Origin of the sequence: Pedobacter sp. MC2016-15 (assembly GCF_026239695.1) — a bacterium.
In the GTDB taxonomy this organism is placed as follows: domain Bacteria; phylum Bacteroidota; class Bacteroidia; order Sphingobacteriales; family Sphingobacteriaceae; genus Pedobacter.
The window spans coordinates 297,623-312,209 of sequence record NZ_JAPIVS010000002.1 but is presented as its reverse complement, the minus strand read 5'-3'; the positions used below and the strand labels follow the sequence as shown (position 1 = coordinate 312,209).

The window sequence follows — 14,587 nt, the reverse complement described above, 5'->3', positions numbered from 1 at the left end:
ACTAACAGCATCATATGCCTGATATAACACTCATCGTTTCTACGTATAACTGGCCGGAAGCGCTCAGATTATGCCTGCTCAGTATCAGGGAGCAAACTGTGCTGCCCTCTGAGGTTATTATCGCCGATGATGGCTCTGCTCTGCCTACAAGGCAAGTTATAGATGATATCAAAAAACACTTCCCAGTTCCTCTGCTACATATTTGGCATGAGGATTTAGGTTTTAGAAAGACTCTCATCTTAAATAAGGCAATTAAACAATCCTCAGGAACTTATATTGTACAGATCGACGGAGATGTTATCCTTAACAAACATTTTATACAGGATCATCAAAGTTTAGCGGAACCTGATGTATTCATAAGAGGAACCCGTGCACATATTGATCAAAAATTACTACCTTATCTATATAAAAACTCTCATATAGATTTTAATTTTTTCTCAAAGGGACTGATTAACAGATTCAATGCGATTCGCTTTCCAATTTTATCTTTCTTATTTAAAAAGAAAAGCAACAACTCACAAAGTGTGAGAGGAAGTAATCTTGCCTTTTGGAAATCAGATTTTGTATTAGTGAATGGATATAGTAATGATCTCGAGGGCTGGGGGCACGAAGATGAGGAGCTGGCTGCCAGATTCGTAAATAATCAAAAACAAAAAATTGCAATAAAATTTAAGGCTGTACAGTATCATTTGTCTCACGACCAATCATCACTTGCAAATGAATCCAGCCATGCAGAAACAGTTATACATACTTTGAATAATAAATTAAAATTCTGTCACAACGGTTATGAACAATCTTAAGGTTTCTTTGATCATCTCCACTTACAACTGGCCGGACGCACTCAACCTTTGTCTGGAAAGTGTTTTACGCCAGACAGTGGTGCCTTCAGAGGTTGTTATCGCAGACGATGGTTCTACTCACGAAACCGAAGAATTAATCTTGCATTATGCGAAGAGCTTTCCTGTACCTCTAAAGCATGTATGGCAGGAAGACGAGGGTTTTCAATTATCAAAAATAAGGAATAAAGCAATTGCCGCTGCCACTGGAGATTATATCATCCAGATTGATGGAGATCTGATCTTGGAGAGACATTATATCGAAGATCACATCATTTTCAGCAAAAAGAACAGTTTTGTCAGTGGAAGTAGAGTTATTATGAAGAAAGAACTCTCTAAAAAATTATTAAAGACACATCAAACAAAAATTTCCCTCTTCACAAAAGGACTTACCAATGTAGCGAATGGCTTGCGCATCCCGTTTCTGTCAAAAAGATTGGAAACGTATAAAAATGACGACGTTTATTATTTACGGGGTTGCAATATGGCATTCTGGCGGTCAGACCTGATTAAGGTAAATGGTTATAACGAAGCATTTACAGGATGGGGAAGGGAAGATAATGAAATTGGGCTGAGATTGATCAACTCTGGTGTTGAAAAAAGAGTTATTAAATTTTCTGGAATAGTTTTTCATATATATCATCCGGAAAAAACCCGGACAGGATTAAATATCAATGATGAGCTCCTAAAACAAACTGCTTTGAATAAATTGACTTATTGTACAAAAGGATTGAGCCAATATTTGTTATGAGAGAACCCACTATCTCGTTGATCATTGTAACCTATAATGCTGCAAGGCATCTTCGGAGCTGTTTAGACAGAGTTAAACAACAGAATTGTTCTAACCTCCAATTAATCATCATTGATGGAGGCAGTAAAGATCAGACAATTGACATCATCAATGAATATGGAGACCTCGTTGATCACTGGGTATCGGAACCAGATAACGGTATCTACGACGCAATGAACAAGGGAATAGGTTATGTCAAGGGCGATTGGGTACTTTTTTTAGGTGCAGATGATCTTCTTGAAGATGGTTTTAAACAGATGATTGCAGAAATGACCATTCCAAATGCAATCTATTATGGGATGGTCAATGTAAATGATATAATTTACAAAGATCAGTATTCTTCATACCGGCTGGCAAAATTGAATATTTGCCACCAGGCAATATTTTATCCCGCTTCTGTATTTAAGAAATACCAATACGACTTAAAATTCCCAGTATGGGCAGATTGGTATTTAAATATTCAATGTTGGAATGATCCTTCATTTCAATTCATTTATAAAAACCATTTGATAGCCACTTTTGGGTTGCAAGGAATTTCCTCTACTACTTATGATATCCAATTTTTGAAAGAAAAACACAAAATAGTTTGGAAATATCTTGGCCCCAATGCTTTCATCAGGCTTCTATTCAGGGAATTGAAATTAAAGTTATACCGAAAAACAAGTAAAGATGACTAAGATACTTCTTGATACACAAATCTTCGATCACCAAGAATTTGGAGGGATATCCAGATATTTCATAGAACTTTACACCGAGTTTTTAAAGAACAGAGACCTGAAGATTAAATTCCCCCTGCTTTATACAGACAATCTATATTTTAAGGAAAGTGTTTTTTTTGAGGCCAGCTTTCAAAAAAAAAATGAGTTTTTTATAAGAAACAGTAAAATCTTCCGGCCTTTTCTTCCCAGAAAATTAAAAAGAAAAAGCATTCAAAATACGATAAGCCTATTGGAAGAACAGAAAATGGATCTGTTTATTCCAACTTATTATGACCCATACTTCTTGGTACACTTGAAAAATAAACCTTTTGTGCTTACGGTACATGATATGATTCATGAATTGTACCCACATTATTTTACCAGTGAGCCTGAAACTATTCACAATAAAAAGCTACTAATTGAAGCTGCTACCAAAATAATTGCCATTTCCGAAAACACAAAAAAAGATCTGCTCCATTTTTATCCTCATATTGATGCTGAGAAAATAGAGGTCGTTTACCTGGCACATACAATTACACATCAAACAATACTAAATCAGAACCTGCCAGAGAAATACATACTTTTCGTTGGAAAAAGATCTGTGTATAAAAACTTCAATTTTTTTGTCAAAGCCATTGTTCCTATTATGCAACAGTACCCAGACATTTATATCTTCTGCGCTGGTGGTAATCCTTTGAGTCCAGAGGAACTATCTCTAATTGATCAGCTCGGACTTAGAGGGCGAGTACTGCAGAAAAACTTTGAAGACAAAGAGCTTGCAGGTTTTTATCAAAATGCATTATGTTTTGTCTTTCCTTCAGAATATGAGGGTTTTGGAATCCCGGTATTAGAAGCTATGGCTGCAGGATGCCCTGTAATCCTAACCAATAATAGTTCATTCCCTGAGGTTGCTGGCGATGCGGGGATATATTTCGAATCCAATAACTCCGCAGACTTGAAAGAGAAATTAAACGATTTGCTAAAAGATAGTGAATTAAGAAAGCTTCACATCACAAAAGGAGTAGAACAGGCAGGGAAATTCACTTGGGAGAGAACTGCAAATGAAACGATGAAGGTATACAAACAGGCATTAAAATTAAGTCACAATGGATAATTACTTGACCAAATCCCCCGTATTATTTTTAATATTCAACAGACCTGATACGACCTTGCGCGTGTTCAATGAGATCAGAGCAGCCAAACCATCACGATTATATCTTGCTGCAGATGGCCCCCGTGCAGAACGGCATGAGGAAGCTTTGTTGTGTCAACAGACAATTGATGTCGTTTCTCAGATCGACTGGCCCTGTGACGTCAAAAAGCTAATAAGGACAAGTAATCTGGGTTGTAAGCAGGCGGTTTCTTCCGCAATTGACTGGTTTTTCGAAAATGAAGAAGAAGGGATTATCCTGGAAGACGATTGTTTACCTGCGAAAAGCTTCTTTCATTACTGTGATACTCTCCTTGAAAAATTCAGGTATGATACCAGAATAAGACATGTAACGGGATGCAATCTTCAACATGGAAAAATCTGGGGAAATGAAAGTATCTATTTTGGAAATCAAACCCATGTATGGGGCTGGGCCTCATGGAGACGGGTTTGGGCTGATTATGATAAAGATCTCAAAAGATATGATGAGCATGAAGTAGCTGAGAAAATGGGCAATATCTTTACAGATGCTTTTCTGATTGAACAATGGGTACGTATTTTCAAAGATGTGAAGTCAGGGAAAATTGATACATGGGACTACCAGCTGGCATTAATAAACTATTTTAACAACAGCCTTTCAGTAAATCCCAATGTAAATCTTATTTCCAATATAGGCTATGGCGATGCTGCCACTCACACAGTGTCATTAGATAGTCCATATGCCAGTATTCCATTAGAGGAGATTGCTAACATCACCTATCCAGAATATTTCCTTCCAGAAAAAAAAGCGGATTATGCCGTATTTAATTATGATTTTAAACTAGATGAACGTTGGAGGAAACATAATTCATGGAGGAGAAGATTCAAAAGATGGATAAAAACCCGCTAAAAGGCTTTTAATTTCTTCAAAATCCATTTGATTGACGAAGGGACAGATTTATTCAAAACCATATAATCTCCAGATACTACTCCTATATAATTGATCAAATCAAATGTCTTTTCCGGAGCATTCTGAAAAATCAGTTTGAAATACTTCTTCATTGCCTTTTTCACAAACCTTCTTTCACTGACCGCTCTGTTCTCTACTTCTTGAATACTGTCTGGAAACACTTCAAAAACACAAGTGCTATAACAAACGCTGGTTCCATAAGTCAGCTTCTTCAGATAGTCGAAGTTAGCGCGCTTGGAAGGTATCATATGCGTAAGTTTTAAGCCAGGCGCTACACCGGCTGCGGCTCCCTTGCTAATGCAAAAAAGAACCATCTGTATATCCTCTCCACTGCTCATAGACAACCCTTTTCTACCTGTCAATGTAAACTTATTCTTTTCGGCTAATGAAAGATAGTTAATCAAATAATTTTTCCTGAGACACATGCCAGTTCCATAGGGATAACAAGGCTGCCAGGAGTGCTGATTCGAATAGGTCACTGAGGTCTCATGGCGGTCTTGAAACGCCTCAGTTGCATAAGATTTCAGTTCTTTGCTAATCCCATTAATAAAATCTACATCGACAATACCCGGTCCCCAAGCAGCAACGGTGGGTAAATCCCTGTTAAGTGCAGAAAGTTCCTGTAAATAATTTGGATCAGGTTCATTATCATCATCAAAAAAAACAACATACTTCCCTTTCGAAGCCTCAATTGCTGCCATTCTCGCGTAACGAAGTCCTGGTTGACTAACTTGTAAGAGGCTGGCACCTGTGTCCTGAACGAATTGTTTAATATACTCCTTTTCAGCCAAAGGAGCTGTACTGTTATTATCAACGAGAATGATCTCTGATCTTAAGCCCTCAAAAAAAAGTGCTGATACGGCTCTCAAACATCGTTTCAACAGATGGTCATCGGGATTATATGAACATATAATTATTGAATAATCAACCTCAGCAATAGAAGACATATTGATTGTTAAAATTTAAAACAATAAAGATACACAGATAAAATTTAAAATATCCTCATTTCTATTGTATCTTTAATCCTTTCATTTTGATAAATCCAAATGCCAAGAGTATCTGTTATTATACCAAACTATAATCATGCTGAATACTTAGCACAACGCATCAATAGTATTTTATCCCAAACTTTTCAGGATTTTGAACTGCTCATATTAGATGATTGCTCAACTGACAATAGCAGAGATATAATTGAAACCTTTAGAAATGTTTCCAAAGTTAGTCATATCGTTTACAATACAGAAAATAGCGGAAGTACATTTAAGCAATGGGAACGGGGGATTTCCCTCGCTGCTGCTGATCTGATCTGGATCGCAGAAAGTGACGACTGGTGTGAACCAAATCTGCTGGAAGAGCTGGTTCAGGGTTTTGATAAGGATAATAATTGTGTGATTAGCTATTGTCAATCTTATTGTGTTTACAATACAAATGAAATAATGTGGGTTTCCCAGCATCCATACCTTTCTGAGCTTATTGAAGGCCATGACTACATCAAAAGATATATGCTAATGAATAATTCTATATTCAATGCCAGCATGGTCTTATGGAAAAAGGATCTTTATAAACATGTATCAAAAGACTTTTTAAAGTTTAAATTTTGTGGGGATTGGCTCTTTTGGGTCGAAATTGCTAAACAAGGGACCCTTCATGTAAGTGGAAAAACGCTTAACTTCTTCAGAAAGCATGATAAGGATATAACGGGAGCCGCAACAAAGAGTGGATTGGAAATCATTGAGACGGTCAAAGTGCTCAACTCAATGCATGAAGCAACCTTAATTACTGACCACGAGTTCAAAAAAGGCTCCAAGCGCTTGTTCAAAAAATACTGGAGTCAAAAGCATGAACTACCATCCAAAGTTAAATCGGAAATTAAAAACGCTTTCCAGAGTTCACCCTCTTCTAAAGCCGACTACAATAAAATGTTACTTTCAGCTATCTGGCATCAGTTGGGGCAAAATTAGTTTGTTTAATGTTTAAGGGTGTCAACGCCCTATTGACCAACTCAACTTACCCTTTGACAGGCCACTTACAATCATAAAGGTGATACCGTAGGTAACCAAAAATCTCAAAATACTGTAACCTATGGCTTCAGCTAGCGTCAATGACTGTAAATACCAGTGAAGTGGATGAAATAATTCGTTTAGCAGATGCTGAATAATAATTGGATGAATAAGATAGATACCAAAGGTTGTAACTCTAGGTTGAAATATCTTATTGACTGATGGAATTGAGCCAATTTTAATTAGTACGAGGAAAAAAGATAATGAGTACAGGATGTTGGTGAAGTGCAAGGTATTGTATGGATCCTGACTCCCAATTGTTTTAAGATAGATGGTCTCCAGATCGGATACAAAAAATAGGACAACTGTAATACTTACTAACCAGCTAATAGAAGTTTTTCGGATAAAGCCAAATAACATATCACTATGTTTATTCATGTAAGCTCCTAACCAAAGAAAAAATACGAATCCGAACAACGCTGTAGTATGACGGGTTATAATCCATCCATGATATAAATTAATGCTATAGAATAGCGTAAATATTCCTAATACTGCCCCAAATACTTTGCTATATATAAACCTTTTAAAGGCTAACAAAATTGCTATACAAATTAAAAAATTCAGTATAAACCAAAAACTGGTATCAACTATAATCTTATAATAGGTGGAGAGCAAGTAATCAATAAAAGGAGAAGGCATATGGCGCTCACCGTTGTATTTAAAATAAGCTATGAAAAGTAGGTTGATGACATTTATTAAAATAAAAATGTTTAGCCAGAAGGCCCATGGACCAATTGTGTTCTTAAACCTATTTTTTAAATATTGCCAGGGGGTATATTCTGTAAATTTATGATTAATAAGAAATCCCGCTATCAGAAAAAAAGCTATTGTAGAAAACTTAAAAAACTGAATAAATGATACCTGAAGCAAACTTGTAAAGAATGATTCATATTGTGGCGTCCCAAACACTTCTGTGTGCTCAAATACAATCCCAATCATGGATATACACCTGATAGTATCTACGAAATCAAAATTCTTTTTATTGGATATAATCTCTGTCTCCTGCATCTAATAGTTAATGTGATTCTTTAAATAGAGACATTTTCTATTTAAAAGTACAAGTTTTAACAAAAATAATACCGAAGAACACTAGAAATGAGATAAAAGCTCAAAAAATTACGCCGAATAGGATAATTTTGTAGACATACTAAGTACAGAAATCAGTGCTGGATGATCAGCTTCCTGGAGAAGCGTAGACCCAGTAACTCATAGTACAGGATATAAATCCCGGCAGGATATTGAGAAGTCGTTATCTGCTCCTCCTGATAACCTGAGTTTCTATAATCATCAAAAATAACACCCATATTTTGTCCGGCGCTATTGTACATTGTAATTTTTATACGCGCAGCTGATGCTAAAGTGAATCCTATTCTAGTATAGCTATTGGCCGGGTTAGGATAGTTTTGCACTATACCTACCGACTGAAAATTCTGAGCTATTTCCTGAGTAATTGCATCAAACCATACGATACCCAATACATTGTATCCTCTCCTGTTAGGGTGCACACCATCTGCATATAACGAAATATCTTTGCCCATGGTTGAATTGATATCAGCGATTCGGGAATTGGTTTCCTGGGCGAGATTTCTGTAAGCACCATTAATCTGGTCAATAAATCTATTGCGTCTTCGAGCAAGGTTACGCTCAGCGGTGGTTCCCCGATCCTCAACGAAATACTGTACTGTTCCAATGATAACGGGAAGATTTTTTGCTTTGGCTTTTCCTATCAGTATCCGCATATTATTAACAGTCTCGCTGACACGCTGTTGATTATCTGCAATTCTGATCGCATCATTTGCGCCCATTAATATTAAAAAGAAATCAGCTTGATTACTTAAGGCAGCATCTATCCTTAAAAGTCCCTGACCTGTTGTCTCCCCGGAAATACCAAAATTAAATATGTTTATAGGCTTTACACGATAACAATTCTCCAGGTAAGACTGTAATGGCGCCTGAAAGCTTAAAGGCTTTGGAAAGCCTTCTACGGTGCTCGCGCCAAAGGTGATCACTCTAATACTGTCTTTTGTATAAAACTTTACCTGAGGGCCGCAAACAGGGAACCTGGTCTGTGCAGATAAAGTCATCTGCATAAAAAAACACCCTGCCAGAATTAAAAACCTTGTGGTCAAAGCATTCATGGCAGGGTGTTTATTATTAAATATTAAAACTTATAGTTTCCTTTTTACCTCTACTTGTTCGTAGGCTTCAACGATATCGCCTACTTCAATGTTATTAAAATTCTGAATGTTCAATCCACATTCATAACCTCTGGATACTTCCTTAACATCATCTTTATAACGTTTCAATGAAGCCAGTTCACCTGTGTAAACTACAACACCATCTCTAACGATACGGATCTTACTGTTACGTGTGATTGTTCCGTCAAGGACCATACACCCTGCGATCGTACCAACTTTAGTAATTTTAAAGGTATCCCTGATCTCCACGTTGGCGGTAATTTTTTCCTGGAACTCAGGAGCAAGCATACCTTCCATCGCTGCTTTGATCTCGTTGATTGCATCGTAGATAATAGAATACAGACGGATATCTATTTGTTCAGCCTCAGCAAGCTTTCTTGCTCCTGACGAAGGACGAACCTGGAAACCGATGATGATTGCATCAGAAGCAGATGCCAATAATACATCAGATTCAGAAATCTGACCAACCGCTTTACTAATAATATTGATTTGTATCTCCTCAGTAGATAGTTTCAGTAATGAATCTGCTAATGCTTCAATCGAACCATCCACATCACCCTTAACAATCAGGTTAAGCTCTTTAAAGTTACCAATTGCTAAACGACGTCCAATCTCATCAAGTGTAATATGTTTCTGTGTTCTCAAGCCCTGCTCACGCATCAATTGTAAACGTTTGTTTGCAATTTCCCTGGCCTCAGATTCATTTTCAACTGCATTGAATTTATCACCTGCGGTAGGGGCTCCCTGCATACCCAATACCTGTACCGGTACTGAAGGTCCTGCCTTGTCAACTTTCTGTCCACGCTCGTTAAAAAGTGCTTTTACACGACCGCTATAGCTACCTGCAAGAATAGGATCGCCTACTTTTAATGTACCTGCCTGCACCAAGACTGTTGTCACGATACCACGGCCTTTATCAAGTGTTGCCTCGATTACACTACCTGTTGCACGTTTGTTAGGATTAGCTGTCAACTCTAAAAGTTCAGCCTCTAACAACACTTTATCTAAAAGCGTATCTACATTTAATCCGCTTTTACCTGAAATCTCCTGCGACTGGAATTTACCACCCCAATCTTCAACGAGGATATTCATGATTGATAACTGTTCACGGATTTTATCAGAGTTAGCTCCTGGTTTATCAATTTTTGTGAACGCAAACACCAAAGGTACACCAGCAGCCTGAGCATGACTGATTGCTTCTTTAGTTTGCGGCATCACCGCATCGTCTGCAGCAATAACAATAATTGCAATATCTGCTACTTTCGCACCACGTGCACGCATCGCTGTAAAGGCTTCGTGACCCGGTGTATCAAGGAAGGTAACTTTTTTGCCGGTTGGTGTAGTTACCATATAGGCACCGATATGCTGAGTAATACCCCCTGCCTCACCAGCCACAACATTTGCTTTCCTGATATAATCCAGTAATGAGGTTTTACCATGATCCACGTGACCCATGATCGTTACTACCGGTGCTCTCGGAATCAAATCTTCCGGCTCATCCGCCTCTTCAATAATGCTGTCACCTTCATCATCAGGTTTCACGAATTGGATTTCATAGCCAAATTCGTCAGCAACGATTGTTAATGTCTCCGCATCCAGACGCTGATTGATGGATACGAACATACCCAGACTCATACATGTACCAATAATTTTAGTTACCGGCACGTCCATCATACTCGCTAATTCATTAGCTGTAACAAACTCTGTTACTTTTAATACTTTGGATTGTGATTCCAGCTCCATTGCCGCTTCTTCCGCTGACAGGGCTACATCATCACGTTTACCACGACGCAGTTTCGCGCGTTGTGCGAATTTGCCTGATTTACCAGCACCACTTAATCGTGCAAGTGTAGCTTTAATCTGGTCTTGTATTTCTTTTTCCGTAGGTTCTTCTTTAGGACCACCTGTTGCTCCAGGTTTATTGTTTCTAAAGTTAGGCCTGTTGGCTGTATTATTTGTGTTGTTCCTGAAATCAGGTCTGTTTGTAAACGTTGGTGCTCCGGCAGGTCTTGCAGGAGTAGACGACGCATTACCTCCAGCACCCTGTTGTCCGCCAGTGCCCTGATGACCACCAGCTTGCGGATGTTGTCCAGGCGCTCCCGGAGTTTTTTTACGCTTACGTTTTCTTTTTGCGTCATTACTCTCTGCTGAAGAAGCCACAGGTTGTGATTTCCGCTCAGGTGTTGTCGGCAAAACGATTTTACCAATGATGTTTGGTCCGGAAAGTTTCACCGAACGCGCTTTGATCACCTCAACTTCGTCAGGCTTATCAGATTTTGGTGCAACTACATCTTTAACCGGTTCTGCTTTAACAACTGGTGATTCCACAGGTATAGGTTTTTCTTCTACTTTTACTTCTTCTGCTGGTTTAACCACTTCGGCCTTTACCTCAGCAGCCTGCTCAACTGGTTTTTCAACCGGTCTAGCATCTTCCTGAACAACCTTAGGGGCTTCCTGAATAATTTCAGCAGGTTTTTCTGCCGGGGTCACCGGAGCAACCGGTTCTTCAGCTTTAACCTCAGGTGCAGAAACTTCTTCTTTCTTTACGGGACGCGTTTTCGAGTTTAAATCGTCAAGGTTGATTTTCCCAACGATCTTAACACCTTTCAATGCTCCATCGTCAACCTTTTCAGGTTCCTTTTCTGCTGCAACTTCTTTAACAGGTTGCGCAGGCACTTCTTCCTTGTGTTTCTCAACAGGAGGAGCATAGGAATGAAGGTTCTTAATTAAGATCCCTTCATTTTCAAATTCTACATTCTTTCTGGGTGCTTCAGCAGCTTTCTCAGTTACTTCAGGCTCATCACGACGAATTTTACCAATGACAATTTGATTGGCTTCTTCTTTTACGATTTTATCACCCTGAAACTCCTTCAATAATGCATTATACATATCTCGGGAGAGTTTGGTAGTGGGTTTATTCTCAACAGAAAAGCCTTTCTTTTCCAAAAACTCAACGGCCGTAGCTATTCCTACGTTAAGTTCCTTAACTGCTTTGAATAAAATTATTGGTTTGTCGTCTGACATTGATCTCCTATTTTTACTTAATTCTTATACAAAAGTAACGTTTATTCTTGTTTTTTCATCAGTACAAATTGTTTTTTATCAGTATGAAGATCACAGATTCCCTGCAATCTTCATCCGTATATATTTGTTTTTTAATTGACCAAGTTAACGTCTACTCAAATTCTGACTGAAGAATACTGATCACTTCTTTGATCGTCTCTTCTTCAAGGTCAGTTCTTTTTACTAATTCATCTACTGACAATGCCAGTACACTTCTCGCTGTATCACATCCGATGGCTTTCAGCTCATCAATGATCCAGCTATCGATTTCATCCGAGAACTCCTCGATATCCACATCCTCATCTTCTTCACCAGCTTCACGGTAAACATCAATTTCATATCCGGTTAATTTACCGGCAAGTTTAATGTTGTGACCACCACGTCCAATTGCAAGAGAAACCTGATCAGGTTTCAGATAAACCGAAGCATGTTTGGTAACATCATCCAGTTTAATTGAAGTGATCTTCGCAGGACTAAGCGCCCTGGTGATATACAATGATATATTGTTGGTGAAATTGATTACATCAATATTCTCATTTTTCAACTCTCTGACGATTCCGTGAATACGTGATCCTTTCATCCCCACACAAGCACCAACAGGGTCAATTCTGTCATCATATGATTCAACAGCAACCTTGGCACGCTCACCTGGTTCACGAACGATTTTCTTGATGGTGATTAATCCATCAAAGATCTCAGGAACCTCAATTTCAAATAAACGCTGCAGGAACTCCGGAGCGATCCTCGAAATAATAATCTTAGGTGTACTGTTCATCATATCCACCTTCAGAATTACGGCACGTACAGTATCTCCTTTTTTGAAATAATCAGCAGGGATCTGTTCAGTTTTAGGCATCATTAACTCATTGCCTTCATCATCAAGTACCAATGTTTCTTTTTTCCAAACCTGGTACACTTCTCCTGTTACAATCTCACCAACTCTGTCCTTATATTTCTTAAAGATTTCGTCTTTTTCTAATTCCAGTACTTTGGAAACAAGTGTCTGACGGGCGGCTAGAATAGCACGTCTTCCAAAACTCTCTAAAGTGATCTGCTCAATGTAGTCATCGCCAACTTCCATATCTGCATCCAATTGTTTAACCTCTGCAAGTTCAATTTCCAGATCATCATCCTCAGAAAAGCCATCTTCCATCACTTTTCTTGTACGCCAGATCTCCAAATCACCATTATCAGGGTTCACAATCACATCACAATTCTCATCAGTACCATATTTCTTACGCAGCATACTGCGAAATACCTCTTCCAGCACACTGATCACCGTAGGACGGTCGATGTTCTTGAATTCTTTGAATTCTTGAAATGAATCGATTAAATTAATATTGCTCATTTTTATTTAAATGAAATTAAAACCTTTGTTTCTAATATATTATCAAAGTCTAAGCTGGTTGCAACCAGCTGCACTTTTTTACCTTTTTCTTTTACTTTAGCCTCAATCGTGATTGCCGTCTCATTCACTTCCAGCAATTTACCCTCCATGATTTCACCACCCGCAAGCTTAACACTCAAATCACGTCCGGTATTTTTTTGATACTGTCGTTTCAGCTTTAAAGGCTCCCCAACCCCTGGAGAAGAAACTTCAAGATTGTAAGCCTTCTCTATTGTATTCTCTTCTTCCAGATGGAATCCAACATGCCTGCTGATCGCAGCACAATCCTGTATACTGATTCCTTCATCGCCATCCACATGAATTATAAGTTTGTTGTTCGGCAACATCTTTACCTCAACTAAAAACAACTCCGGTCTGTCCGAAATCTTTTCCTCTACTAATTCTTTTACTCTATTCTCTGCTTGCATAAACCAATTTGCGGATAAAAGAAAAGAGGGGACATCTGCCCCCTCTTACCCTCTATTTCAGTGCAAATGTATGAATTTTATTTCAAAAATAAAAACCCCTTCCATATCTGTAAGTCATTCAGTGTGTTTTATCTAATTTACAAAATCATTTCTAAATTCTGATAAACATAAATAAAAGTTTTTCAAACCTCCAAGATTGATCACCTGACCACCCCCCCTCTGCCTGATCAACGGTTCAAAATGATGTGAGAGGGCTTCAATCTGTGATCGAGTTTTCCTGTAAGCATCATTCCTGCATCTCCAAATCTGGCATTGAGGTAAGATACTACCTGATAGCTTTTCCCTTTAACGAATGATTTAAGTGGTTTAAAAATAATAGTGCTGTCAGCTACGGTAATGACGCCTGAACATGTTCGTTCAACGCCAGTGGAATCATTTTCATCAGGCAATTCAACAACAGAGATTATCTCAGAAAAGGTCGTATCAATGCCAGGAGTATTCCTGAGCTGCAATAACCCTGCAGGTTCAGTTCCTGAAAATATTACAGCACTGCTATCTGCCGAAAACCTGATCATTACTGGCTTATTATTTGCAGGCGAACAGGAAATCAAACAAACCGCCAAAATGAATACCAAAAGTATTTTATTTAGGTAACTATACATTTTATAAAACTAGATATTATGAGGTTGATTATTGAAATTTTATTGATGGGTCTGGCTATGTTGCTGGGCGCATACCTGGTTCCGGGTGTACAAATTGCCGGATTTGGAACTGCAATTATTGCAGCAATTCTGATTGCGCTGGCAAATGCTACTATAGGAATGCTCTTAAGGATCCTGACGTTTCCGATCAACTTCCTTACCCTTGGATTAATGTCCTTTATCATTACTGTCCTGATGATTCTTCTGGTAGACAGCATGATGTCCGGATTCAATACAAGCGGATTTTTCGCGGCAGCATTCTTAGCAATAGTAGTTGCCCTGATCAAGGCTGTTTTTGGAGCGATTTCAGGTAGCGAAGATTAAATG

14 protein-coding genes are annotated in these 14,587 nt (G+C 38.4%); 7 read left to right on the top strand and 7 right to left on the bottom strand.

Annotated elements, in window-relative coordinates; translation table 11 throughout:
* Positions 1-14 precede the first annotated feature (14 nt).
* The 5 genes from OQY15_RS06100 to OQY15_RS06080 are packed head-to-tail and all read left to right on the top strand — an operon-like array spanning position 15 to position 4,363.
* Positions 15-800 (top strand): glycosyltransferase family 2 protein, encoded by a 786-nt coding sequence (locus tag OQY15_RS06100; protein ID WP_265789021.1) that lies wholly within the window; start codon positions 15-17, stop codon positions 798-800.
* A complete protein-coding gene (locus OQY15_RS06095) occupies positions 787-1,587 on the top strand; it encodes a glycosyltransferase family 2 protein (RefSeq protein ID WP_265789019.1) in 801 nt (266 codons plus the stop codon). The genes OQY15_RS06100 and OQY15_RS06095 overlap by 14 nt, the downstream gene beginning before the upstream one ends.
* A 17-nt stretch (positions 1,588-1,604) precedes the next feature.
* Entirely contained in the window at positions 1,605-2,303 is a 699-nt protein-coding gene (locus tag OQY15_RS06090; RefSeq protein ID WP_265789016.1) for a glycosyltransferase family 2 protein, read from the top strand.
* Positions 2,296-3,438 (top strand): glycosyltransferase family 1 protein, encoded by a 1,143-nt coding sequence (locus tag OQY15_RS06085; RefSeq protein WP_265789015.1) that lies wholly within the window; start codon positions 2,296-2,298, stop codon positions 3,436-3,438. The genes OQY15_RS06090 and OQY15_RS06085 overlap by 8 nt, the downstream gene beginning before the upstream one ends.
* Positions 3,431-4,363 (top strand): nucleotide-diphospho-sugar transferase, encoded by a 933-nt coding sequence (locus tag OQY15_RS06080; RefSeq protein ID WP_265789014.1) that lies wholly within the window; start codon positions 3,431-3,433, stop codon positions 4,361-4,363. The genes OQY15_RS06085 and OQY15_RS06080 overlap by 8 nt, the downstream gene beginning before the upstream one ends.
* Here OQY15_RS06080 and OQY15_RS06075 read toward each other — a convergent pair.
* Positions 4,360-5,370, bottom strand: coding sequence for a glycosyltransferase (locus tag OQY15_RS06075; RefSeq protein ID WP_265789013.1), 1,011 nt, complete (start codon positions 5,368-5,370; stop codon positions 4,360-4,362). The two genes, OQY15_RS06080 and OQY15_RS06075, sit on opposite strands and share 4 nt — an antisense overlap.
* Before the next feature lie 99 nt (positions 5,371-5,469).
* On the opposite strand from OQY15_RS06075, the gene OQY15_RS06070 reads away from it, so the two are divergent.
* Entirely contained in the window at positions 5,470-6,384 is a 915-nt protein-coding gene (locus OQY15_RS06070) for a glycosyltransferase family A protein (RefSeq protein WP_265789012.1), read from the top strand.
* A 21-nt stretch (positions 6,385-6,405) separates the two neighbouring features.
* Here the strand turns inward: OQY15_RS06070 and OQY15_RS06065 are convergent, their stop codons facing one another.
* From OQY15_RS06065 to OQY15_RS06040, 6 genes are all read right to left on the bottom strand, one after another.
* Entirely contained in the window at positions 6,406-7,491 is a 1,086-nt protein-coding gene (locus OQY15_RS06065) for an acyltransferase (RefSeq protein ID WP_265789011.1), read from the bottom strand.
* Between the two features lie 152 nt (positions 7,492-7,643).
* The gene (locus OQY15_RS06060; RefSeq protein ID WP_265789009.1) at positions 7,644-8,621 is read right to left on the bottom strand and encodes a GDSL-type esterase/lipase family protein; all 978 of its coding nucleotides are present in this window, start codon (positions 8,619-8,621) and stop codon (positions 7,644-7,646) included.
* Positions 8,622-8,651: 30 nt separating this feature from the next.
* A complete protein-coding gene (infB, locus tag OQY15_RS06055) occupies positions 8,652-11,705 on the bottom strand; it encodes a translation initiation factor IF-2 (RefSeq protein ID WP_265789007.1) in 3,054 nt (1,017 codons plus the stop codon).
* Positions 11,706-11,856: 151 nt separating this feature from the next.
* Positions 11,857-13,092, bottom strand: coding sequence for a transcription termination factor NusA (nusA, locus tag OQY15_RS06050; protein ID WP_090555589.1), 1,236 nt, complete (start codon positions 13,090-13,092; stop codon positions 11,857-11,859).
* 2 nt (positions 13,093-13,094) lie between these two features.
* The gene (gene rimP / locus OQY15_RS06045; RefSeq protein ID WP_265789004.1) at positions 13,095-13,559 is read right to left on the bottom strand and encodes a ribosome assembly cofactor RimP; all 465 of its coding nucleotides are present in this window, start codon (positions 13,557-13,559) and stop codon (positions 13,095-13,097) included.
* A 227-nt stretch (positions 13,560-13,786) separates the two neighbouring features.
* Complete coding sequence (locus OQY15_RS06040) at positions 13,787-14,134, bottom strand: hypothetical protein (protein ID WP_265789002.1); 348 nt, start codon at positions 14,132-14,134, stop codon at positions 13,787-13,789.
* Positions 14,135-14,239: 105 nt separating this feature from the next.
* On the opposite strand from OQY15_RS06040, the gene OQY15_RS06035 reads away from it, so the two are divergent.
* Complete coding sequence (locus tag OQY15_RS06035; RefSeq protein ID WP_265788999.1) at positions 14,240-14,584, top strand: phage holin family protein; 345 nt, start codon at positions 14,240-14,242, stop codon at positions 14,582-14,584.
* Positions 14,585-14,587 lie beyond the last annotated feature (3 nt).

Bases quoted from the DNA above. Each gene is read 5' to 3' on its own strand.
- nusA (WP_090555589.1), bottom strand. From the start codon at position 13,092: ATGAGCAATATTAATTTAATCGATTCATTTCAAGAATTCAAAGAATTC.
- OQY15_RS06100 (WP_265789021.1), top strand. From the start codon at position 15: ATGCCTGATATAACACTCATCGTTTCTACGTATAACTGGCCGGAAGCG.
- OQY15_RS06065 (WP_265789011.1), bottom strand. From the start codon at position 7,491: ATGCAGGAGACAGAGATTATATCCAATAAAAAGAATTTTGATTTCGTA.
- OQY15_RS06040 (WP_265789002.1), bottom strand. From the start codon at position 14,134: ATGATCAGGTTTTCGGCAGATAGCAGTGCTGTAATATTTTCAGGAACT.
- OQY15_RS06035 (WP_265788999.1), top strand. From the start codon at position 14,240: ATGAGGTTGATTATTGAAATTTTATTGATGGGTCTGGCTATGTTGCTG.
- OQY15_RS06080 (WP_265789014.1), top strand. From the start codon at position 3,431: ATGGATAATTACTTGACCAAATCCCCCGTATTATTTTTAATATTCAAC.
- OQY15_RS06070 (WP_265789012.1), top strand. From the start codon at position 5,470: ATGCCAAGAGTATCTGTTATTATACCAAACTATAATCATGCTGAATAC.
- rimP (WP_265789004.1), bottom strand. From the start codon at position 13,559: ATGCAAGCAGAGAATAGAGTAAAAGAATTAGTAGAGGAAAAGATTTCG.
- infB (WP_265789007.1), bottom strand. From the start codon at position 11,705: ATGTCAGACGACAAACCAATAATTTTATTCAAAGCAGTTAAGGAACTT.
- OQY15_RS06085 (WP_265789015.1), top strand. From the start codon at position 2,296: ATGACTAAGATACTTCTTGATACACAAATCTTCGATCACCAAGAATTT.
- OQY15_RS06060 (WP_265789009.1), bottom strand. From the start codon at position 8,621: ATGAATGCTTTGACCACAAGGTTTTTAATTCTGGCAGGGTGTTTTTTT.
- OQY15_RS06095 (WP_265789019.1), top strand. From the start codon at position 787: ATGAACAATCTTAAGGTTTCTTTGATCATCTCCACTTACAACTGGCCG.
- OQY15_RS06075 (WP_265789013.1), bottom strand. From the start codon at position 5,370: ATGTCTTCTATTGCTGAGGTTGATTATTCAATAATTATATGTTCATAT.